Source organism: Sphingobium amiense, assembly GCF_003967075.1.
In the GTDB taxonomy this organism is placed as follows: Bacteria; Pseudomonadota; Alphaproteobacteria; order Sphingomonadales; family Sphingomonadaceae; genus Sphingobium; species Sphingobium amiense.
The window spans coordinates 33,491-55,766 of sequence record NZ_AP018666.1 but is presented as its reverse complement, the minus strand read 5'-3'; the positions used below and the strand labels follow the sequence as shown (position 1 = coordinate 55,766).

20 protein-coding genes are annotated in these 22,276 nt (G+C 63.3%); 9 read left to right on the top strand and 11 right to left on the bottom strand.

Annotated elements, in window-relative coordinates; all coding sequences use genetic code 11:
• Positions 1–249: 249 nt before the first annotated feature.
• The 5 genes from SAMIE_RS21675 (at position 250) to SAMIE_RS21655 (ending at position 5,971) form a co-directional block, all read left to right on the top strand.
• Complete coding sequence (locus SAMIE_RS21675) at positions 250–450, top strand: hypothetical protein (protein ID WP_126516961.1); 201 nt, start codon at positions 250–252, stop codon at positions 448–450.
• An 80-nt stretch (positions 451–530) separates the two neighbouring features.
• The gene (istA, locus tag SAMIE_RS21670) at positions 531–2,045 is read left to right on the top strand and encodes an IS21 family transposase (RefSeq protein ID WP_030093251.1); all 1,515 of its coding nucleotides are present in this window, start codon (positions 531–533) and stop codon (positions 2,043–2,045) included.
• The gene (istB, locus tag SAMIE_RS21665) at positions 2,032–2,760 is read left to right on the top strand and encodes an IS21-like element helper ATPase IstB (RefSeq protein ID WP_054590669.1); all 729 of its coding nucleotides are present in this window, start codon (positions 2,032–2,034) and stop codon (positions 2,758–2,760) included. Before istA ends, istB begins: the two co-directional genes overlap by 14 nt.
• A gap of 179 nt (positions 2,761–2,939) precedes the next feature.
• A complete protein-coding gene (locus SAMIE_RS21660; RefSeq protein ID WP_145988142.1) occupies positions 2,940–4,856 on the top strand; it encodes a hypothetical protein in 1,917 nt (638 codons plus the stop codon).
• A gap of 17 nt (positions 4,857–4,873) precedes the next feature.
• Positions 4,874–5,971: a DUF4238 domain-containing protein gene (locus SAMIE_RS21655; RefSeq protein ID WP_066703447.1), complete on the top strand. Its 1,098-nt coding sequence runs from the start codon at positions 4,874–4,876 to the stop codon at positions 5,969–5,971.
• 78 nt (positions 5,972–6,049) lie between these two features.
• Here SAMIE_RS21655 and SAMIE_RS21650 read toward each other — a convergent pair whose 3' ends face one another.
• From SAMIE_RS21650 to SAMIE_RS21640, 3 genes are all read right to left on the bottom strand, one after another.
• On the bottom strand, positions 6,050–6,547 hold the full coding sequence (locus tag SAMIE_RS21650) for a GNAT family N-acetyltransferase (RefSeq protein ID WP_096367890.1): 498 nt from the start codon (positions 6,545–6,547) through the stop codon (positions 6,050–6,052).
• Between the two features lie 79 nt (positions 6,548–6,626).
• Positions 6,627–8,030, bottom strand: a complete 1,404-nt coding sequence (locus SAMIE_RS21645) for a HEPN domain-containing protein (RefSeq protein ID WP_066703444.1) — start codon at positions 8,028–8,030, stop codon at positions 6,627–6,629.
• Positions 8,027–8,563, bottom strand: coding sequence for a hypothetical protein (locus SAMIE_RS21640; protein WP_066703440.1), 537 nt, complete (start codon positions 8,561–8,563; stop codon positions 8,027–8,029). Before SAMIE_RS21640 ends, SAMIE_RS21645 begins: the two co-directional genes overlap by 4 nt.
• A gap of 13 nt (positions 8,564–8,576) precedes the next feature.
• On the opposite strand from SAMIE_RS21640, the gene SAMIE_RS21635 reads away from it, so the two are divergent.
• Positions 8,577–9,605 (top strand): hypothetical protein, encoded by a 1,029-nt coding sequence (locus SAMIE_RS21635; RefSeq protein ID WP_233423699.1) that lies wholly within the window; start codon positions 8,577–8,579, stop codon positions 9,603–9,605.
• A 52-nt stretch (positions 9,606–9,657) separates the two neighbouring features.
• Positions 9,658–10,434, top strand: coding sequence for a hypothetical protein (locus SAMIE_RS21630; RefSeq protein ID WP_066703428.1), 777 nt, complete (start codon positions 9,658–9,660; stop codon positions 10,432–10,434).
• A 4-nt stretch (positions 10,435–10,438) separates the two neighbouring features.
• Here SAMIE_RS21630 and SAMIE_RS21625 read toward each other — a convergent pair whose 3' ends face one another.
• Entirely contained in the window at positions 10,439–11,056 is a 618-nt protein-coding gene (locus SAMIE_RS21625; RefSeq protein WP_066703426.1) for an SOS response-associated peptidase, read from the bottom strand.
• 57 nt (positions 11,057–11,113) lie between these two features.
• Between SAMIE_RS21625 and SAMIE_RS21620 the strand changes: the two genes are divergently transcribed.
• Positions 11,114–11,635 carry an SOS response-associated peptidase family protein gene (locus SAMIE_RS21620; protein ID WP_066969933.1) on the top strand — a complete coding sequence of 174 codons (522 nt, stop codon included), beginning with the start codon at positions 11,114–11,116 and terminating at the stop codon, positions 11,633–11,635.
• On the opposite strand, the gene SAMIE_RS21615 is transcribed toward SAMIE_RS21620, so the two are convergent.
• Together SAMIE_RS21615 and SAMIE_RS21610 are read right to left on the bottom strand one after the other, a co-directional pair.
• Positions 11,632–13,158: a hypothetical protein gene (locus SAMIE_RS21615; RefSeq protein ID WP_066703424.1), complete on the bottom strand. Its 1,527-nt coding sequence runs from the start codon at positions 13,156–13,158 to the stop codon at positions 11,632–11,634. The two genes, SAMIE_RS21620 and SAMIE_RS21615, sit on opposite strands and share 4 nt — an antisense overlap.
• A gap of 109 nt (positions 13,159–13,267) precedes the next feature.
• Positions 13,268–14,593: a hypothetical protein gene (locus SAMIE_RS21610; RefSeq protein WP_126516960.1), complete on the bottom strand. Its 1,326-nt coding sequence runs from the start codon at positions 14,591–14,593 to the stop codon at positions 13,268–13,270.
• 33 nt (positions 14,594–14,626) lie between these two features.
• Here SAMIE_RS21610 and SAMIE_RS21605 point away from each other — a divergent pair, with 33 nt between their 5' ends.
• On the top strand, positions 14,627–14,968 hold the full coding sequence (locus SAMIE_RS21605) for a hypothetical protein (RefSeq protein ID WP_126516959.1): 342 nt from the start codon (positions 14,627–14,629) through the stop codon (positions 14,966–14,968).
• Positions 14,969–15,103: 135 nt separating this feature from the next.
• On the opposite strand, the gene SAMIE_RS23875 is transcribed toward SAMIE_RS21605, so the two are convergent.
• The 5 genes from SAMIE_RS23875 to SAMIE_RS21580 form a co-directional block, all read right to left on the bottom strand.
• The gene (locus SAMIE_RS23875; protein WP_228227682.1) at positions 15,104–15,517 is read right to left on the bottom strand and encodes a hypothetical protein; all 414 of its coding nucleotides are present in this window, start codon (positions 15,515–15,517) and stop codon (positions 15,104–15,106) included.
• Positions 15,518–15,785: 268 nt separating this feature from the next.
• On the bottom strand, positions 15,786–15,986 hold the full coding sequence (locus tag SAMIE_RS21595; protein ID WP_066703418.1) for a hypothetical protein: 201 nt from the start codon (positions 15,984–15,986) through the stop codon (positions 15,786–15,788).
• Between the two features lie 46 nt (positions 15,987–16,032).
• Positions 16,033–19,092: a MobF family relaxase gene (mobF, locus tag SAMIE_RS21590; RefSeq protein WP_066703415.1), complete on the bottom strand. Its 3,060-nt coding sequence runs from the start codon at positions 19,090–19,092 to the stop codon at positions 16,033–16,035.
• A gap of 3 nt (positions 19,093–19,095) precedes the next feature.
• On the bottom strand, positions 19,096–21,390 hold the full coding sequence (locus SAMIE_RS21585) for a type IV secretion system DNA-binding domain-containing protein (RefSeq protein WP_030090598.1): 2,295 nt from the start codon (positions 21,388–21,390) through the stop codon (positions 19,096–19,098).
• Entirely contained in the window at positions 21,380–21,670 is a 291-nt protein-coding gene (locus SAMIE_RS21580; protein WP_030090597.1) for a hypothetical protein, read from the bottom strand. The genes SAMIE_RS21585 and SAMIE_RS21580 overlap by 11 nt, the downstream gene beginning before the upstream one ends.
• Positions 21,671–22,276 lie beyond the last annotated feature (606 nt).

The window sequence follows — 22,276 nt, the reverse complement described above, 5'->3', positions numbered from 1 at the left end:
AGGTATTCGGGCGAGAGACATCATTCCAGCTCATGGCAGGGAGCCTGGACCATTCCTATATCGCCTTCGGGGGCCAGCTTACGGCCAACGCGTCACAGTGTTTCTGTTCACGCCATTGACGTGTGAGCGGGTGAACGAGGCGCGCCAGCAACAGCCGGAGCAGGAAAGCAGCGTTTCATGGTATCTTCGTCCGCCGCGACAGTTGAAGCCCTCATCGCGACACTGCTTGCGACACGGAATCAGACCGACATGATTGCCAAGCTGGGCCAATCGCCGCGGCCTGCGATGTCCAAGGCGATCGGCGCCGAGATCCGGTCCGCAATCGAGACGCTCGGCGGTCATATCGAAGCAAAACGCCGCCGCGAGGCGACCGTGACGCTCCTCGCGCTGTTGTACATCGATGCCGCCTATGTGGTGCTGTGGATCGGCGTGCAAAAAGGACCCCGTTAGCGGGGTGATCGGCGTCTAAAAGGGACCCCTCATTTCGATGGTTTAAGCAGCCGGCTGGATAATCAGGCGGCGAGATCGGGATGTTGGTTTTGGAGACAGTGGTTCGGATTCGGCGCGAGTATGCCGGTGGTAAGGCGATCAAGGCGATCGCGCGGGATTTGCATGTATCGCGGAAGGTGATCCGCAAGGCGATCCGGGCGCCGGAAGGCGCATTCGATTATCAGCGTAAGGTTCAGCCGTTGCCGCGGATCGGTCCGTTTCAGGATCGCCTGAACACACTGCTGGAAGAGAATGAGGTGCGCGGCAAGCGCGAGCGGCTGCGGATGACGCGGATCCATGATCTGTTGGAGCGCGAGGGTTTTGAGGGCTCCTACGATGCCGTGCGGCGCTACGCGGCGCGCTGGAAGGCCGATCGGCGCAAGGATGCCGGCGATGGTGTCACGGCCTTCATCCCGCTGATGTTCAAGCCCGGCGAGGCCTACCAGTTCGACTGGAGCCATGAGGATGTGGAGATCGCGGGCAAGCCGATGCGGGTGAAGGTCGCGCATATGCGACTGTGTGCATCGCGGGCAGTCTATGTCCGGGCGTATCCGCGCGAGAGCCAGGAGATGCTGTTCGACGCGCATGCGCGCGGCTTTGCTTTCTTCGGCGGGGTGCCAGGGCGCGGCATCTACGATAATATGAAGACGGCGGTGACGAGCGTGTTCACCGGCAAGGAACGGGTCTTCAACCGGCGGTTCCTGATCATGACCGCCCATTATATGATCGAGCCGACCGCCTGCTCACCTGCGGCGGGATGGGAGAAGGGGCAGGTCGAGAACCAGGTGCAGACGATCCGGGGTCGCTTCTTCCAGCCCCGGTTGCGGTTCGCCAGCCTCGAGGAGCTCAATGGCTGGCTGGAGGCCGAGTGTCGGCGCTGGGCGGAACGGCAGGCGCATCCTGAACAGGGCGAGCTAACCGTAGCGCAGGCGCTGGAGATCGAACGATCGGCACTGCAACCGATGTTGGGGCCGTTCGACGGCTTCAACGAGAGCGAGCATGCGGTGACGGGCACCTGCCTGATCAGCTTCGACCGCAACCGCTACTCGGTTCTCTCGACGATGGCGCGGCGCACGGTGCAGGTCCGTGCCTATGCCGACCGCATCATCGTGCGCTGCGGCGAGGAGGTTGTCGCCGAGCATCCTCGCACCTTCGGGCGTAACCGCACGATTTACGACCCCTGGCATTATCTGCCGGTGCTGGCCCGCAAGCCCGGCGCGCTGCGGAACGGCGCGCCCTTCCAGGACTGGGACCTGCCACCTGCGCTGGCGCGCCTGCGCCGCAAGCTTGGTAATGGCGACGATGCCGACCGCCGGTTCGTCCGTGTGCTGTCGGCCGTGCTGATCGATGGCCTGGATCCGGTCGAAGCGGCCGTGCGCGAAGCGCTGGCGACCGGCACGGCGAGCGACGATCTGATCCTCAACATCCTGGCGCGGCACCGCGAGCCGCCGCGCCCACTTACGATCATCACCTCCGAGGATAGCGCGCTGCGCCATCCGCCGATCGCCGACTGCGCCCGTTACGACCAGCTGAGGACCTTCGATGCAGCGGCATGACATGATCGAGGCGATGCGCGGGCTTGGGCTCAAGGGCATGGCGGGCGCGTTCGATGATGCGGTCACCACCGGCCTTCAGCGTCAGCGCACCACGATGGAGATACTGACCGACCTTCTCCGAGCGGAAGCGACGCATCGCCATGCCGCGTCGATCCGATACCGGATGGCGGCCGCAAAGCTGCCGGTCGTGAAGGACATCGACGCGTTCCGGTTCGAGGGCACACCGATCAACGAGGGGCTGGTGCGTTCATTGCACAGCGGCGCGTTCCTGCCCGCTCGGCGCAATATCGTCCTGGTCGGCGGCACGGGCACCGGCAAGACCCACCTGGCCATCGCTATCGCCGCCAATGTCGTTCGCTCCGGTGCGCGCGGCCGCTACTTCAACACCGTCGATCTGGTGACCCGTCTCGAAGAGGAAGCCAGGATCGGCAAGAGCGGCGCACTCACCGCCCAGCTATCCCGTCTCGATCTGATCGTGCTCGATGAGCTAGGTTACCTGCCGTTCGCCCGCTCAGGCGGCCAGTTGCTGTTCCATCTGGTCAGCAAGCTCTACGAGCAGACCAGCGTCATCATCACCACCAACCTCGCGTTCGGCGAATGGCCCACGGTCTTCGGCGATCCCAAGATGACCACCGCGCTCCTCGATCGCGTCACCCATCATTGCGACATCATCGAGACCGGCAATGACAGCTGGCGCTTCAAGAACCGAAACTGATCTCCGCTGCACACCGGGATTAAGATGCTTTGCGCTGCGCGCGCCTCCGGTCGGGCTCCGCCCTCCCTACGCCGCGCGCAGCGCAAGGGCGCGTGTCCGATCAACCTTGCGCCATCTTGAAAAGGGGGTCCCTTTTGCGCGCCGATAGGGGGTCCCGTTTGCACGCCGATTGACATGTGGTGCCCCGCCTGCGCCGGGCAGGTGTGCTGCGTGCTTCGCGTTACGGCTACGCCGGCAATCTGATCGGCACCCTCGCCAAGACCGCACTCCAGATACGGCCGTTGTTGAACGCTCCAGAACGCGCTCGCTATTTCGAGTCCGTGATTGCGCTCAGCAAATTGGCCTCCAACGCGCGCGCGCTCTACGACGAAATCGTCAAAATCCTCGGGAGCCGGCGAGATTGCGTTCTCAAGACCCTGCTCGTGATTCTCAATAACCAGTTCTACCAGGGCTGGGTCGCCGACCCTTCGCAGCCGTCCTGGTCGCCTCGCCGCTACACCACGGAAGAATATGTAGACGGCGCCTCGCTGATCTTCTCGATCTATGCCTCGCTGTTCCCGATCACCGACGAATGCTGCAATCACGTCGATATTGCTGCCATCACGACGGACGCGGTGGTCTATGAACGACTGCTCCTCGCGGCCGTGCGCCTCACAAAATTCAAGGACGCGGAAACCCAGATTGATGGGTTGCCCTATCAAGCGACGCTCGAAGGCGAGACCGTCACAATCTCATCGATCGACCCGGACATAGAGCGCTCCGTCCGCTTGGGCTACATTCAGAGCGACAATCAAGCGATCATCCGGATCCACCGTTTCCGGAACTCAAACCCGCCGATGTCCATGAGTGACTTTCTCGACATGGGCTTTGAACGTGACGCCTTTCCCGGCTTGCTCGAACTCGCGGAAAAGCCGGTCAGACGCTATCGAATGATGCTGCCGACGGCGCCGGAAATCTTCTCGATCTTCGCTGGGGACCAGATGTTTCGCGAGGAGGTGGAGAGCCTCCTCCTCCTCGATGTCAACAACTTTGGGAACGTCAGCGATCTGATCGCCGATGTGAATGAGCATGTCACCACCACCGACATCTTCAAATTTCAGAGGTACTTCACCTTCCTGAGCGGTGTGTACCAAAGGGCCTTGGCGCGGATTGAGGACGAGGCCGAGCGCACATTCCTCACCTTCACGTCGACCGTCTTTGTGATGTCTCACGACAATCTCTTCATGCAGATGATGTTGATTTTTAGGAGCGAAGCAAAGGTGCGCTCCCTGATCGATCTGATGAAAATGACCATCAGCACCGGTCACATCGATCTGCAATATCGACCGTTGATCGACCTCGGCGGCTACTACGTCATTGCCCCTCAGGTGCTGGCCGCCTCGAATCTCGTCCGTAACACCATCGTGGCCAACGGCCTGCGACCGATCGCACTCGGCCCCGAAGACCAGATGGTGAACGCAGTGATCGACGCGCTCAAATCCGCGGGGTTCAAGGTTGAATCCGGCGTGGAACTGCGTGCTGGCGGGCTCGATTTTGAACTCGACATCGTCGCCTGGCGCGATGGCCATCTGTTTTTCTTCGAATGCAAGAACGCCTACCACCCGTGCTCACCACACGAGATGCGCAACAGCTATGATCACATTAAGGTCGGGCGCGACCAGCTGGACAAGCGGCGGCGGGTCTTTTCGGAGACGACCCACAAGAGCCAATTGTTGAAGAAGCATGGCTGGGCGGTCGATCCGTCTGCCGAAGTCCACACCGGAATCGTCACCGCAAATCGTATCTTTCATGGTGCGGCCCTGAACGGCCATCCGGTTCGCCAGGCGCATGAACTCATCAATGTCCTGACCATGGGCAAGCTGAGCGGTGAGGAGCGCAGTCTGTCGATCTGGGCCGGAAGCGAATTCCATGCGCTCGATCTTGTGACCTATCTCGAGGGCGATTCCATCGCCGCCAAACAACTTGCGGCGCTCGACCCCACAGACTGGGAAGTCGCGATGGGATACAGGCGACTTACGCTCGCGACCTATGTCCTTGATCCTCTGAAACTTCAGGGGATCATGGAGGCAAGCTACCCGGCCGTTGAACACGCATGATGCGGACACGCCGATAGATGGCCGACAACAAGAACCAGCACTTCGTCCCTCGGGTCCACCTTCGGCCGTTCACGGTCAACGGAGAGGGGCTGGCGATCAACCTGTTCAATCTCGATCGCATGAAGGCCATTCCCAACGCACCCGTCAGGAATCAATGCTCGGGCGACTATTTCTACGGGCAAAACAAGCTTCTCGAGAACGCGATCAACTTCATCGAGGACCCTTATGGGCCGATCGTCCGCCACTTGTCCGATGGCGGCGCGGTCGGTTCAGCGGTCAAGGTCGTCCTCAAGCGGTTCATCTATCTCCAATACCTCCGGACGGAAGCCGCCTCGCTGAAAGCCAGTGAAATGGCGCTGGCGCTGCAAGATGTTCCTGGATCCGACCTTCCCGTGCCAACGGTGAAGGAGGCATCGAAGGAGGCCGTCCAGGCCGCGATGCTGAACTACAAGGACACGATGCGGATCGTCGACGATCTCACGCTTTGCATCGCGCGAAACCGGTCAGACCTCCCATTCTTCACCTCCGACGATCCGGCCATCCTGACCAACCGCCTGCATATTCAACGGCCGCGCAAGGGCCGACCGAGTTTCGGGGTAAAGACCGCTGGGGCCATCTTTTTCCTGCCGCTCTCACCTTCTCTCTGCGCAATCCTTTACGACGGGGCTGTCTACACCTCTGGCCACCGGGCGCACTGGATCGACATCGATCGGCACCAGGATATCGAGGCGCTCAACGCCCATCAGGTTCTTGGCTGCTGGGCCAACGTGTATTTCCGGGAATGGGGCGATCGCGATACAATTGCGTCGCAGGTAGAGGCCGGTAAACCCGGACGGCCTGCCACTCGGCAAACGGTGACCCAGGCCGTCCTCGAAAAGAGCGACGATTGGGGCGAATATTACGCCGTCAGGAAGCCCACCGATATCAGAAACGGGGAGAAGGTCCTTGTCCATGTAGCGACGAACCACCCAGCCCCTTCGACCTGGCCCTCATTTCTGCGCTTCCGCTCGAACGCGCACGCCTACTCGAATGACACCGGCGCCGGCTTGACCCGCCGATGGTGCCTTGAACAGGGATTCGTGCAGGGAAGCGGCTATCGAAAGATCTCGGTCTAGCGTGTGGGCGCCGATAGCGCGATTTCCGCTGACGCACCCGGCCCGGAACGCAGCGCAAGAAACAGCGAATAGGGCTCTCTACTCGCCGCCAAATGCGGGATGATATGTGACGATGCCGCTGTGGTGCTGCTGATCGAACGAGAGCCGCTGAAAAAACTCTGGCGGGGCTCCTGCTAACCGCAGGTCGGGATCGACGGCAAAGCCGAACCGGCGGTAGTAAGCGGGATCGCCGAGAACCACGCATCCTTTCGAGCCTTGCCGCTTCAGGTCGGTGAGACCTGCCTCGATCAGCGCACTGCCGACGCCCTCTCGTTGGCAATTTGGGTCAACCGACACGGGGCCAAGCCCAAACCACCCGTCGAGAATGCCGTCGATCATGACTGGGGAGAATGCGACATGGCCTACGATATTCCCACCGTTGGCAGCGACAAGCGAGATCGTCAGCGCACCCGCATTGCGCAGCCCATCAACGATTGAGGCCTCGTTGCCGTCACTGTGCTCCGCTGCGAGGAAAGCGGAAGTAGTTACGGCGCGGATAAATTCCTCGTCCGCAGGTTTCTCGGGTCGTATCTGCATCGGTATCATCATAGCAAAGTGTCGAAGGCCCTCAACGGTAGGGCGGCGGCCTATCGATAGGTTCAGCCTGACGAAGGTCTCATGCAATATCGCCCAACAGGTCGCCCATGGCGTTGTTCGAGGTCGGTGTCCAAGCCGTGAGCCGTTCGGCGATTGCACAGAAGCAGCGCGCGAAGGCGACCTGGCCGCGATGAATGTCAATCGCGTGGTCAGGCTCGCCCGTATGAACGATGGCGCTGCGGGCATAGTAGATCGCCAGAACGCTGGCCTGATAGTTCGCCACGCCTGGCACCCCTTTGATGCAAATCCCAATCCGGCGCCGCAGGCGCTCTGCAATCGCGGGGGCATATTGGTCCGTGAGCAGCGTCTCGAACGCCACCGCCAGCGCGACGATCGCCTCCGCCTCGTTCGCCCGGGCACTGAACGACTGCCGGAACCAGTCCAAGGCAGTGAGCAGACGGCGGTAAAGGCGGTTCTCCGGTTTCGAATGCGTGGCGATACTGACGTGACGAAAATAGCCTCGCTCCACCGTGTTCAACGCCTGCGTCACCTTCGCCGCAAGCCGCCGCATGCGGGACGTCGCCAGTGCGGTGGTGGAGAGCGTCGCGGCGACGTCAGAGAGCTTGGCCAGCTCGAGCTGGGAGACGTTCATGGGCACGCGGCGCGTGGACATCGGGCGGCCAGGGATCGCCTCACCGATCATATAATGGGCGATGTCGAGCGTCTCGAAATTGTTGACGAAGGACGAATTGCGGTGCCGGTCGAGCGGCCCGACTGCCTCCTGCGACAGGCTATGCAGCATCAGCAGGTTCGCCGCTGCCACCCTGATCTTGAGTGAATAGACGAACTGGTTCTCGTACATATCGCCAGTGAACGACGTGAGGCGGACCAGCATGAGCGGGTTCTTTCCGAACCACTTTGCCGAGTAAGCGAAGTGCCGGAAATCCGACTTGTCTATGCGCTGCTTCACGCCGAGCCCCCTTGCCATCCGCTCGATGCTGGCGACGGCCGCGTCGAACGAATTGCTCTGGGTACTCACGGCGAAGCCCGCGCTCCTGAAGATCGCCTCGGAGCGGAGCTTGCTGTCCTTCGCGAAGATCCGCGGCATCTCCATCCCGAAACCTGTCAGCGGATAGAGGACGAAGCCCGGCCTGTCGGCGCCTGCGGTCGCGAGCCCGGCGATGACCCGCGCGGGCACATCCCCGCCCCCATTCTTGGCGGTGTGCAGGATATAGTCGTCGAGCAGAGAGCGCCCGATGTAGAACTCGTTCGACCATAGCGTGCGCGCGATCGCCGCGCGGAGCTGCAGGATATGATGCTCGATCGCCTGGCGATCCTTGGCAGACAGCTTGGTTTCGTCCGTGACGAGATCGTCGATGCTGTCGAACTGGGTCAGCAGGTTGTGCTTGGCCTTCAGGAAATCGTCGGACTGTTTGAGCTTCTTGCCGAGCGTGACGGTCAGACCGCCGAGCGTCGAGGTCATTCGCCCCCCTCGCTCTTGCGGGACGCCTGCCATTCTCGCGCCGCCGCCTCGATGTCGAACCCTTCGATCGACAGGCCGACAATCGTGTTGATGAAGGCCTTCGCCTCGGCGATCACGGCTTCAGCCTCCTCGGGATTGCTGAAGGCTCCTTGGTGCACCACGGCATTGCGCACCGTGTTGATCTTCTCGGCCGACGCTTTGAGCGCCTTTCCGATCGGACTCTTGTCCGGCGTCTCGAAATAGATCGGAACGAACAGCCGAGTGACCTTTAGCGGAAGGCCATTGGCCCAACGCAGGAACATGTCGACGATGGTGTCATCGAATTCGGTCTTGCGGGCCCATTCCGTCCGAATGGCATAGTTGGCCGCGATCTCCGCTGCCGTGGCGCAACGGACGATCGCCGCAGATGGCTCTTCTCGAAGGTGCAGGCCGGATAATTTGGTCCATTGTGACTGCAATTTTTCGAGATCGGTGCGTTCGTTATAGGGCTTTGACGATTTCTCGCGATGTGCGTTGCTGTTTGCCTTAGCCATTTGCCCCCCAATTTTGCTGCCCGCCGCCCGATCAGGGCAAGCTCTTCAATATCTTTTCTACGATGAAGGTATAGCTTGCGATGCGGGCGGGCTGATCGGAATTGCCCTGCTTATAACGGGGGATTCCATGACCGCAGTTACGGCGGCGAACGTCTTTTACATCAAGCTGGGCCGGGGCGGTGACTGGGAGACGGAGAGCATCCGCGACGGCGTGCTGCGCTTTGGCTACCGCGAAGTGCCGCACGACCTTTGCGTGGCAGGCGACTGGCCCGGCGTTTGGGACGCGATGAAGGATCGTCGAGGGGACGCCGGCGCTGCAACTCGCGATGTGAAGCAAATCCGGGCATTTTACGAGAGCGACGAGGATACCATCTTCATCACCTTCGTCGGCGGCTTGCTCTATTGGTGTCGGCCGGTCGGCGAGATCGAGATCCTGCCCGACAACAGCCATCGCCGCGCGACCCTGGATGGCTGGCACAGCACGTCGGTCGGCGGCAGTCTGTTGACGGCTGACCGGCTGTCCGGGCGACTGCTCAAGGTCCAGATGTTCCGCGGGACGATCTGCGACGTGCGCGCGGCCGACTATCTGCTGCGCCGGTTGAGCGATGAGCTGTCACCGGAGGTCGCAGCGGCGGAAGAGGCGGAACGCGCCCTCACAGCGGCGATCATTCCCCTGATGCGACTGCTGACCTGGCAGGATTTCGAACTGCTGGTTGATCTGGTCTTCTCGAGTAGCGGATGGCGCCGGCTCAGCCAGGTCGGCCGGACCCAGAAAACGATCGACCTCGAACTCGTGCTTCCGAGCACTGCCGAACGCGCCTTCGTGCAAGTGAAATCTCAAGCCACTCGGGCAGCTCTCGACGACTATGTCGGCCGGCTGGCCGAAGCGGAGGCCTATGATCGCATGTTCTTCGTATGGCACACCGGCAACATCCCAGAGAATGAAGGCCCGGACGGGGTAATCCTACTCGGGCCGCAGCGCCTCGCGCGAATGGTCCTCGACGCAGGGCTGTCGTCCTGGCTCCGGGAGAAGGTCTCGTGAGCACTATCACCCCCGGACCGGCGCGATCACGGCCGGCGCGAAAGGACTGACCGTGGACTACGAACCCTATCCCGACGAGGTGGATGACGAGCCTCGATATCGTCCGGTGGCTGAGATCGGACAGGCCGAACTCTACGAAGCCCTGATGACCCTGGCAGGGTTCGGCGAGAATCCATTTTTGAGGATGCAGGCGAGCCAGCTGTGCCTGGTCGACAACATGCTCAATCACATCGAGCAGGAGATCCTTGAGCATCAGCTCGACGACGAACCGCCGCGCGGCCGGATGGCGCAGCTGTCGGCCCTGACACCCATGTGGATCTATGCGGCCTACGAACTGCTCCGCACCTGGCGCCAACGGTGCGAGGAGGTCATCAAGCTCGCGGAGAATGGCGGGATCAATCTCAAGGCCACCAACCTCGAACGCGATCTCGGCTACCGGCATTACGATAGGGAGCTGCGGGCCCAACAGCTTCGCGATGCTCAGGAGCGACCCGAACTCGTCGATCAGATGCGGATCGATCTACGCCGGACGGAAATGGGCTTCACCAGGCTGGAATTCCTGCGCGTTGCGCTCGCCAAGCATGAGGTGAGCAAAAAGGGAAACAAGAAGCCCATCGCCTTCGCGCCCGGGCTCGCCACCGTCGATCGCCATTGCGGATCGATGCAATATGAGCTCTCCAACGGTGGCTCGATCATCGACTATGTTACGCGGCGCGATATGGCTGAGACGATCCGCTATATCCCCGAGATGGAGAATCCGAGCGACGAGGATCTTGCTGGATTCAGGGTCTATATGAACCCGCCGGATGTCGAGCCCCCGGCGGCCTGAGACCTCAAAGCAGCGACGCTTGCGCCGCGGCCGGTGGATAGACCTGCAGCGGCAGGAGGCTGCCCTTCGGCAGGAGGCCAAGCACCTCCTCTGCTGGTACTGAGGGATCAAGCCAGTCGGCCCACCGGTCGCGCGGTAGCGGGATGATCTGACGGGAATGATAGGGCGCGACATCCTCGCCGGGCTCCATCGTCAGCATGGTGAACGCCTCGCCGATTTCCGGATGCGATCGCCAGATGCCGGCGATGCAGAACCAGGGATGGTCCTTCATCGTGAACAGCCATTTTGTCTTGCGCTTCTGGCCCGGTTCGAGCGGCGCCGTGAACTCATAGAAACCGTCGGCCGGAATGAGGCAGCGGTGCGAAGTGAACTCGCGGCCCTCGGAGCGGAAATTATAGACCGGCCGCCCATTCTGGCCAGGCCAGCTCCATCGCCGATTGACGAGCTCGCCCGATCCCCTGCCCTCGCCGCTGCGCACGATAGGCGCGACGTCGCTGATGTTGATGTCTGCGCGGGCCGCGACATTGGGCGTCCCTTCGGGCATTTTGATCTTGATCTTGAGGTCGTCGAAATCCTCAACGATCGAGGCGATATCGACCTCCAGGCGATAATCATTGCACATCGGTCATCCGTTCCACTGGTCCTTGCGACTCATCGTCGTTCTATATATGTTCTTGTCATGGCGACGCCAACACCGTTCGACTCCGAGGCCCCCCTCGAAAAGCTCTTGCCCATCATCCGGCGAAATCCGGACGATATGCAAGAAATGGAAATGGTCGAGGCCCGGTGGGGCTCCAATCCACGCTTCAGCGGCGGGGCCTCCTTCCGCTTCGTGCGCTCGGAGGGCCAGATCTTCCCCAGCCAGCGCTGTCTGGTGCCCGCCTCGGAATTCCACATGACCGTTAGCGGCGGCAAGCAGTATCGGGTGCGGCTCGAAGACGGCAATTTCTTCTATCTCGCGGCGATCTGGGAGCCGGCCATGGCAGAGTGGCCCCTGTCCTTCCGGGTCATCACCGTCGCGGCCAATCCTGAAGTCAGCCACTATCAGGATCGACACGATGCCATCATCCTGCGCCGGCAACGCATGCAATGGCTCGACCACCTGCTCCCAGAGATCGACCTTCTCGAAACACCGCCGGCCCGCACCTTCATCGTCGAGGAAATAAACGGCGGCCCGAGGCAGAAGAGGCTTGCCGTCTAGTCCGGGATCTGGATTTCCATCGCCGCCATCTGAGCGATCAGCTCTGCCCTGGTGATCCGAACATCAAAGCGCCATTCAAGGAGCCGCACACCGTGGCGAGCCAGCAGCGCGCGCTTTTTCTCGTCGCGGAATTGCGTGAGCTTGAACCCCTCTTCGCCGCCGAAGAGCGTCACGGGCGCGTAGTGCTGCTGCCCCTGATACTCGATGGCGAGGCCCAGCTCCGGCACATGGATATCGACGGACTGCATGCCGAGGAACGCCGGGCGCCATTGATGGACCGCGGAGGGCCATAGGGTTCGAACCAGATCGAGCAGCGCCACCTCGGACACCCAGCCCCGTCCGATCTCGGGAATCGACCTCTCGCGGCGGAACGCCTCTTCGGCAGCGACCATGGCGGTCGCAAAGAACGCGGATGCCCCGGTGTCGGCGGCCCCGATGTTGATGGAGAAAATCCGGCCGCGCCGCGCACCGTGGTTCGTGAACTGCGCCATATGACGCCGATAGGCGGCCCAATCCGAAGCGGGCGGCATGGGCGGTATCATGGTCGACCCGAAATCCGGCCGAAGCCTGATCATTTCCTCCAGGACAGGCGGCTCCAGCGTGAATTGCGCATCGAGATGGCCCAGGAATGCCTCGAATTCCTCCAGCAGACGCCCCGCAATGAGCGATGATTCCGCATGTTTGCGCGCCAGTACGCGAATATCCTGCGCGCGCAGCGGCGATCCTGTCAGGAATCTGAGATAGATGACCTCGTCGAACAGAGGCTCACGATCGCGGCCGGGCACCGCCTCGACCAGCGTAAGTGCCTCGTCGAGCCGATCAGCCTGTGTGAGTTCAAGAACGCGCTGCCAATGCGGATCGGGATCCCAAGGTTCGCCATCGACATCCGGAAGATCACCTGGGAGGCCGGTGCCGTCAGCGCCACGCCATTGGTCGCCAAGCAGGCGTGCCTGCAATCCGTAACTCCGGGCCCGTTGATTGTCTTCCCATACGCGGGCAGTCGGCAAGGCTGGATCGAGGGGATTGGGCGTCCAGGACTGACCTTGGGCGATTCCATCGGGCCGCATCACATAGCCGATGTCGAATCCCGCGGCGGCGTAATCAGCCATGGCGAGATCGCCGATAGCTTCAACGATGCGCTCGAACAGCCGGACCTGATCCTGACGGACCCCGATCGAGAGCAGGACGCGGCCACGCGCCGAGATCTGCCGGAAGATGCCCGGCGCATGGACGGAAAGCTTAACGGCGCGTTGCCGCCGGATCCCCGGCCCTTCGAGGAAGTGAATGCGATGGGTAATGTCGTCGGGGAAGTCGGGATAGCTCAACGGCACCGGCTCCACCGCCTTGGGCACCCGCTTCTTGGGCGGCGCCTCCGGTCCATATTCTGTCAGCAGCTCACCGCAGAGCGCCGATAGTCGAGTGAAATGAACGGCCGTTGCCGAGCCTGCCGCGCGTTTCCCTGCGAGCGTCGCGTAGAGTTTCTGCCACTTTGCCAGGTCCTTTCGATAGAATTCGCGGGACATCCGGCTGCGCAACGTATCCTCATGGAGCTTGGCTGCCTCACGGAACGCCTGAAGACCGGCATCTCCCTCTTCCGGTGACGGGGGCTTGAGCTCCACAGCGCGCACCCGGTCAGTCGAACGACGGCGAGCCGTCGGCCCAGCCCGACGCCTGCCAGCGGATATTGAATTGCTCCTGCAGCTGCGGCTGCATCGGCGCGGCTAGATCGGTCACCTGAAGCTCAGGCAGGAACAGCTCGGGCTTTCGGATCTTGCGACCGCCACCGCGGGCGCGCGTCAACTGGACGTCTTCCACTCCCCGGAATGCGATGGAAACGAGGCCGGAACCGGCCAGGCCCACGTCGGCGAGCACGGCGGCAAGACGCTCGAGATGGGCGGCGATCGATGCTTCCAGCTCGCGACCATTCACCAGGATCTCGGGATCATCGTCGATCCGGGCGCCGATCATCGCCTCGAATTCAATCAGGCCGGGTCGAACAAGGCGCGTGCGCCACCGGGTCTCCGGGTTATTTTCGGTCTGAATGAGCGGCAGGCCATAGCTCCACCATTGGCGCTCATCCGAATCTGACTGAACCCGGACCTGGCTGTCAGGCGGAAAGCGGAGCGCCGCAGCGAGGACGGTCTTTGGATCGAGAGCCGGCCGATCCATCGCAGCGAGCGGCACAATGCGCAGCGTCATGCTGGGCATGGCGACGATCTCGGGAAGCCCTCCTCGCATCCGGTCCGCCGCCAGCTCTGAAATCGCGGTCCGCGCGGCCTCCCAGCGGGGATCCACCTGCGGCGCCGTTGGCGCCGGCGGCGCGACACGAATTCGGGAGCGCCCAACCTTCTCGAACGCATCTATCGCGCCGATCAGCGTTCCGGCGCGCGCATTGAGTTCCCGGATCGCATCCAGGGTGACCTGCTGCGTGCCGTGCCGCACGTCATAGTCGGTCTTCGGCCAGACCATGTTGGGGTTCCGGTCCATCACATGGATGCGCTCATAGACCAGCTCCATGAGAGAGGTGTTCGCCGCGCGAAGCGCCATGGCGGCCTCCTGTAGCGCGGTGTCCTCGAAATCGAAGGCAGCGCCCGCCCAGGTAGCAGCCATATCATCGAGGGGATCGAGTGCCTTGCGCGGATAGGGCGTCCCGAAATTATGCTCGCGCAGGAACTGGCGCAGCAGCTCCGGGATTTGCTGGCGATACCGCTGCAACAGCTCAACATCATGAGGGTGAGGTTCGGCCGGCGGCGCAGCCGCCATAAGAACCTCGTCGTCGAGAATCAGGCGAAGAGCGCTCTCCAGATCCTTCTGAAGCCCTGCCCGCGCCGCCTGGCGCTCCTCGTCGGTCGCGTCGGCCGGACAGTGGAAGAGGATCGGCCGTTTGAAATGGGTGAGGTCGAACGGAAGAGGATGCTCGTCGGGATGGCCCATCGCTGTGTTCATGACGCCGATCATCCTGCCCCACCCGCGCGATTTTAGCGCCCAGCCATGCTCGAGCAGGACATTGGGGTTGGGCGAGAGCTGGCCCTTGGCGCGCGTGGCAACGTGCGTGAGGTCGGACAGGAAGGCGACCGCCCGGTCGATCTTTCCGAAGATGGTGTCCGCGAGCGGCGGCATGCCCGGCACATTCACAGTGTCGCGATCGGCGCGAAGCTCACGATCGGCGGGATCAACGTCGGCGTCCGCATTGACGGTTCGAATGGCGCGGTCCAGCGCCCACTGAATCAAGCCGCGACCGATCCGGTTCTCCGTGTCGCTTTGCCAGGAATAGAAGATTTGGTGCGGCATTCAGGTAGCGATTCTCGTCGTTATGGTGGTCGCCCTCGCTAACATGCCTGCCTGGCCCAAGCATCATGGACGCACTTTCCCTCGTCGAATGATTGTCATCAATGACACTCTACCAGGCGTTTCGGGGTAAAGTGTCATTGATGGCATCTTAGGTTCTGGTGGGGCGGGCCGCCCCGGTCAAAGCGGCGCTGGTCGAGAGCCCATCATCCGCGTCTCCAGATTGCCGCCGGGCCGACGATGCAGGTCGATGACGTGACCCATCGTCGGCGTGAACTCTATCAGACTGGCCACCGTCTCGTAGGATGTGTTCGGCCCGAAATAGCGCCTCGCGCCGTGCCACTTCCGCCCCTCGATCAGGCGGACCCGGTACGTACCCGCAGGCACCGGCAGGGACACCCGGTCATTGGCGGCAACATAGATCGACAGTGCATGGGCGTTCGTATCCGGGTCCACCAATTGCACCACCGTGTTGGAATCGGCTGCCTCGATCGTGAGATTGCTGCGTTTGATCAGACCGATAACATTGGCCCCAACCGTAACCGACCCGCTCCGGAAACGGCTGCGCCGGCTCGAGATCAGGAATCCAGCCATGACGCTGCGCGTCCCCATAGAATGGGATCAGGATCAGCAGCAGGCTCAGCACCGGCAGGGCGAAACGGACAGCGATCGCCGCCGCAGACGGTTGTCGGCGATATCGCTGGTGGCGCGGATCAAGCCAGGCCGCCTCGATCCGCCCCCTACCCTCGTTCCATCTCGTCCGGTTGGCGCGCTGTCTGTGGCGCGCTCGCATATAGTCGCGATCATCGATGCCCATTGGACAGCCGCCTCCTGCCGAATGTCCGGGCCGCCGACGTCCGGATCAAAACCAACCGCCCTTGCGGCCTTCGCCCGCGTCACGAAGGTTTCGGCCGTCGATGGCGGAGCGGCGGATCTCCAGCTCGACCTCATCACCCTTGCGCCGGGTGCGGAAGTCCGCATTGCTGAGGCCGTTGCGCCGGGCATAGTCCTCGGCGGCCTTCTCGCTGCCGAACTTGCCGCCTTCGTCAAAATCCCATGCCATCGTCACTCTCCTTGCTTTCAGCCGGCACCGCGCCGACCGTTCGTCATCAAAGAGCAAGGCCCAGGCTGCGCTCGGGCAGCGGCGGCAGCAGGTCTGCCTTTTCGGGCTTGAGATCCGGGGGCGCCTTGAGGCCGTCGCCCTTGATCGGTGCTGCGGGCTCAAGCGGCCCGTCCGGAAGGGGGGGAAGATCGGCGAGGATGTCCGGCTGATCCGCGAGGTTGATCCCGTCGATCGGGCCGGGATCGAACTTCACCGGCTTGGCGCCGCCCTTCTTGCCGTCGATATCGAGGCGGCCGACCGTCTCTAGGGCCGAGGTCTTGTTGCCGGCATTGTGGTCGAGCTGGCGTTCGAGCTTTTCCTTATCGTCCACGATCATGGTGAGTTCGTCGCGCACCCGCGTCACGCCCACATTGAACAGGCGCTGGTTCGACAGGTTGCGCTCATGGCTGTCCATGACCGTGATCGCCTTGTCGGTGGTGATGCCCTGCGCCATGTGCATGTTGAGCGCGTAGGCGAGGTCCAAACGCGAGAGCATCGGATCGCCCGGCGCCAATGTCAGGGTCTGATTGCCCGCCGTCTCGACGGTGATGCCCGAGGCATCGGCCGAGATGATCCGGGCGAGCGCCGCGTTGTGCAGGTCGCGCGGCTTGTCGTTCGCGGTCCAGCGGATGCGATCCCCCTCGCGGACATGCAGATCCTTCTTCTCGGTGAGTTCGAGCCGGTCCCGCTTTTCGGTGGGCGAGAGGCGCTGCGGGTCGAAGCGAATCTTGCGGCGCCCATCGACCAGTTCGACCTTGCCCGAGGGCAGCACCCTGGAGACGTCATAGCGTCCCTGCGCGAGCCCGACGTCCTGCGCGCCGCCGCGGCCGACATCGAGGGTGAGGCCGGGCCGATAGCTGGCGGCGTAGCGAAGCTCCTCGCGGGTCAGGTTCACGCGGTCATAGACGATGAGATGGATGCCCTCGCCCCGCACGGTGCCCTCGGCGGCAAGGCCGTCCTGGATGCGCTGGTTGATGATGGCGCGGGACTCCCGGCCAGACGCAAACACCTGGGTCGCGGCACGGTCGTCCGCCCCCAGCGCGAGCCACCTGTCGGCGGCCTCTTCGGGCGGGTTCGCGCTTTCGTGGACGTTATCGCCCAGCACCTTCATCGCCTCGCCCGCCTTACCGACATTGGCGAGCGCGGCGACGGTGCGCAGCGTGTCGGTCCGCTGACGGATATTCTCGTCCATTCGGGCCATCGTGCCGCCGGCGGCCTGGATCATCGCGAAGGACTTGCCGGCGTCGATCGAGGAGAGCTGCTGGCGATCGCCAACCAGCACGAGCTTGTCGATGCCGAGCGCCTCGACGATGCTGTGAAGCTTCAGCATGTCGGCGCTGGAGACCATCGAGGTCTCGTCCACGACCAGCATCGCGCCGCCGAGCCGCTCGCGCGCCTCCTCGTAGCGCGGCGTATCGCGCTCGGTCAGGTAGCGCTCGTTGGCGAGCACGAACGAGGCGATCGTCTGGCTCTTGATCCCGGCCCCTTCGGCGAGGTCGGCGACCATCTTGTTCTGGAAGGCCAGGCCCAGCACATCCTTGCCTTCGCCTTCCGCGATCCGGGCAACCGCCTGCAGCATGGTCGACTTCCCGGCGCCGGCGACGCCCTGGACAGTCACGGTCCGATCTTCGGAGGAGAGGATCAGGGTCGCGGCTGCGAGCTGCCCCGCATTGAGCGGGCGATCGGCGACCTCCTGCAGGCGGGCGGGCCCATCCTGCGCGGGGAGTATCGGCACCGCCTTGCCCACGCCCGCATCGACCGCCTTGAGAACGGCTTCCTCGGTGCGCAGCGCCTCCTGGGTGGTCACCATCCGGACGCCCTTGTCGCCGGCGCGGGCGACACCGGGGATTAGCTGGCGGTTGTCGTAGAGCTGCTCGATCCGGTGCTCGACCGTCTCGATGGTGACGCCCTTCAGGCCGAGGTCCAGCGCGGTCTTGGAGAGCTTGTTGACGTCGAACGCCGCCTCGCGTTCGGCGAGGATGCGGACGGCCGAGGCTACCGCCAATTGCGTCCGGGCGACGGCCGGCGATTTGGTGGCGCGGGCAAGGCCGCTGTCGATCAGCGGATCGGGCGAGCGAAGGAAGCCGCCGATGAGATCGCGCGCGCCGGCGATCGCGTCGGTGACCGCCCGGAAGCCCCGCTCCAGCTTGTTGTCGGCGGCGCCCTGCCCTGCCCGGGCCAGCGCCGAGGCGAGCAGTCCTTTGCCGTCGAACCCGAGCTCCGCCGCCTTGTCGATCCATCCTTTGAGGAGCCCGTCGCGGTCCTCGACATTGAGCTTGGGATCGCGGGTGGTGGTGGTCACGCCGTCGCGCCCCTTGGCCGAGACGATGCCGAGCTCGGCCGCCTTCTCGAGGATCGCCTCGCGCCGTTGGCTGAAGGCATCGATGATCGCCTTGGGCACGCCCATGATCTCGAACGTGCCGTGCTTGCCCTTGAGCTCGACCTGGTAGCCGAGCTTCTCCAGCCCGGCGCGCAGGTAGGCGTGGTAGATCGCCCCGACGACCGCGTTATTCGACCAGATCTTGTCGGCGTGCAGCGCCTGCCATTTGCCGTCGGGCATCTGGGTCAGATTGGCGATGACGGAGTGGACATGGGCCTGCGGATCGAGCGCGCGACTGGTGTCGTGCTGGAACAGCGCATAGACGAGCTTGCCGGTCGGCACCGGCACCTTGCGACCCTCGACGTCCTTGCGCCCTTCGGCGAGATTCTTCTCGACCCAGGCCATGGTTTTCTGGACCGCGACCATGTTGGCGGCGAGCACCCGCTTGTCGCCGGCGACATAGGCCATGACCGACACGGACTTGGGCGCGGAGAAGGTGAGGTCGACACCGTTGCGCCGGTTTTCGACCTGGGCGACGCCCTCTCCGCTCGGCAGGACGCCGCTCAGAATCTGCTCGAAGCTTTCGCGGCTGACTTCGCCTTCAAGCGCGAGGGCTTCGGCCCCTGCCCCGCCCCAGGCACTGACCTCGGAGGAGCCATCGGCCGTGTAGTAATTGTCCTTGAAGTCGTCCTTCGCGAAATAGTTCGCGGCGCCTGATGCGGAACGGACGGCGGCGACCGAGAGCATGGATCAGATCCCCATGTCGAGATCGTCCTGGTCACGGCCCGCGGCGAAGCCCTGACGCAGTTCGATGAGGGTCTGATCCTCGACTTGCGGCGCCTGCGGTGACGGTCCGCGCCGGTCGTCGGCGGGCCGCTGGCCGGTCTCCTGCTGGGCGTCCCTGCCGCGCGCGCCGTCCTCCTTGCCGCCGCCCGCTCCCTTCGCCTGCGGGGGCACCGGCCGGTCATCGCTACGCGGGGCGGTACGATGGGTTTCGGCGGCCTGGTCCTCGCTCGGCGACTGCAGGATCCGCGCCGCCATTTCCTTCGCAAGATTGGTTGGCTCGACCACCTCATCCACGATCTGGACGGCGCCGTCCCTGCCGCCGGCCTCACCGCCCTCCTCGTCGAAAATCTCCTCCCCGCGCTTGGACCGGACGGGCTGCATCACGGGACGCTTCAGGAAGCCCGGCGCCACGATGGGGTAGTTCTTCCATTCGAGAAGGATGCGCGCGGCCGGGAAACCGTCGGGGAATTTCACGAACCCGTGCATCGAGGGCAGGTTGGTGATGTCGTCGGGGATCACGAGGGGCTCGACCTGCTTGCGCGGAGTCAGGGTCGAGGCGTCGCGATTGTTGTTGTAGCCGTAGCTATAGGCCTCATCCATCTGCCGCACTTCGCGGTTGCCGATGTACTGCGAGCACTCCTCGGCGGTCTTGAACTCGCTGGTCGCGAGGATGAGCTTGGAGCGGGCGAGCGAGGCGAGATTTCGCGCGCCTTCCTCGCCATAGACCTCGACGAGCTTCTGGAAGCTGTGGAGCCCCAGGATCATTGCGCCGCCGAAGTTCCGCGCGGTCTGCAGGCCCTTCTCGATCGCAGGCAGGCGGTGCAGCGCGCCGACCTCATCGAACATGAACCAGGTCCGCAAGCTGCGCGTGCGCGGCAGCGTCATGAGGCTGGTGATGGCGATGTTCATCCAGAGCGTCAGCAGCGGCCGGTTCATCTCCAGATCGTCGTAGTCGGAGGTGACGAACAGGATCGATCCGGGCGCGCGCTCGGTGGTCATCCAGTGCCGGATCGAGAACGGCTCTCCTTCGTCGGGCAGGAAACGCAGGACCTGCGCATTGGTGTTGAAGACGGCGCGGATCGATTCCGCCATGCGGGCCGCTTCCGGGGCGGTCAGCGGGTCGGCGATGGTGTTCGCGAGGAAGCGATGCACCCGCTTCAAATCGGCGGTCATCAGGTTCTCGGCGAGCGCCAGGTTGGTGGTCTGGCCGCGCTCCTGAAGCCGGACGCACATCTCGATGAACAGGGTGCGGGCCGCGAGCGCCCAGAAGGGCTCGGACGAGCCGCCATCGGAGGGAATGAGCGCCGCGGCGGCCGACGTGAAATGGCTGTAGGTCGAGCAGTCGTTGAAGATCGACCAGGCCGGGCAGCGCTGGTCCATCGGGTTCAGGATCGTGTCGCGCATGGGATCGTAGAAGGCTTCGACATAGGCGCCGGTGAGATCGAAGATCACGGCGCTGTCCTGGCGCTGGCGCATCTGGCTGACCAGACTCCTGAGCTCGGTGGTCTTGCCCGCGCCGGTGGTGCCGATCAGCATGGAATGGGACTGCTCGAGGCGGTGCGGATAGGGGATGCCGGCGAGCGTATAGGGATGGTGGATGCCGCCCGCCTTCCGTGTCGCGAACGGCAATTTGAGCACGGCGGCGGACGAGCGGCCGGGGAAGAACTCGCGCGCGTCCTCCGCGAATTTTTCCGCATTGTGCTGCGCGATTTCGGAGACCAGCACGGCGCGATCGACCAGCATGGCGCCGCGCTCATGGCGTTCCTGAAGGATCGAACGCCCACGCCTGCGCGAGATGTCGACGAACCAGATGGTGAGTGGCGCGACCACGAAAACCGAGACGAGGATCGAGCCGATCAGCGCCCGGATGGTGGTCTCCCAGGCCTGCTGCACGGCCGGGATATAGGGCACCACGGGCATGACCGTTTTGTAGATCTCGCCATTGGGCAGGGTGACGTTGACGCGCTTGTTGGGATTGAGGTCGACCCAGTTCCAGAGCGCCGAATAGATCTTCATGCAGACGAGCTGGAATCCGTGCTCGTCGAGGCGGATCGAGAGGATGACGAACCAGGCCGCGAGGAAGGCGAAGAACCAGACCATGATGGGCAGCCGCGCGCCCGAAAACCACATCAGCATCTCGTGGGTGAGAAGCTGTGAGCCGCGGGTGAAATTGCCCGAGTTTCGCTGCACGCGGCCGCGCGCAGAGTGGTGGGTCAGCGGGATGTTTTTCCCGTTCGAGCGGATGTCCTCACGCGCCATGATATTGCACCAGGCGCTTGTCGGTTTCGGCAACGAGGCGGTCGCGAAGCTCAGGATATTGCTCGCGCAGAATGACGTCGAGCACGAGCTGCTGGAACTCGCTGATCCGGGCCAGGCGGCGCTGGCTCGCGGTCAGCACGTCGGAGGATGAAAGGAAGACATTGAGGGCCGACCGGATGACGTCGGCGACGCTCAATTTCTGTTCGGCGGCGATCACGCTGAGGCGGTCCCATTGGGCGCGCTCCAGGCGGACGTTGTAATGCCGGTAACTGGTAGCCAAGACCAACCTCCTAGCAGGGAGGCTGGTGGGGACTGAAGAATGGCTCTATTTATAGCCGAGCGACCCGGTTCCGGCAAGTTGATCGTCATGGACCAGCAGGCCGTAGTCTCACAGACTACGCGCGAATGGCTGATTTCCGCCGTTTTTGCCCGCCCACCAGCTCGTACTACAACGTAGTCTCCTTTCCTTCCGCGCTAACCCGTTGTGAAACAACGGAACTCATGCACCTTCAGGTGCGTAGGGTGTGCTAATCCCAAGAGCCCGATCCCCTGTCCCTGGGCCTGTTACGATGTCGTCGGAGAGGAGCCGGTTGCCGGGACCGGCGAGGTACGCGCCGCCGTGAGGCGGAACGCGCGAGGCCGGTGTCACCGATCCGATCAGGGCGCGAAAAGCCCCGATGCGCAGCATCAACGTCGGCCAAAGGGCCGCGTTGGAAAGGCGAGGATCGTGACCCGAAGGGCGGAGACAAGGCGCATGCCTTGGCTCCGTGAGGTTGGGCTCTCGTTGCCTGAAGGGCATCGGGAGCCCTAGCGAATAGAGCCGTCGTCGGGCGCAGGCCCGATGCGCCCAGCCCCATGAATCTTCTTCTTCCTGCCCTCACCAACC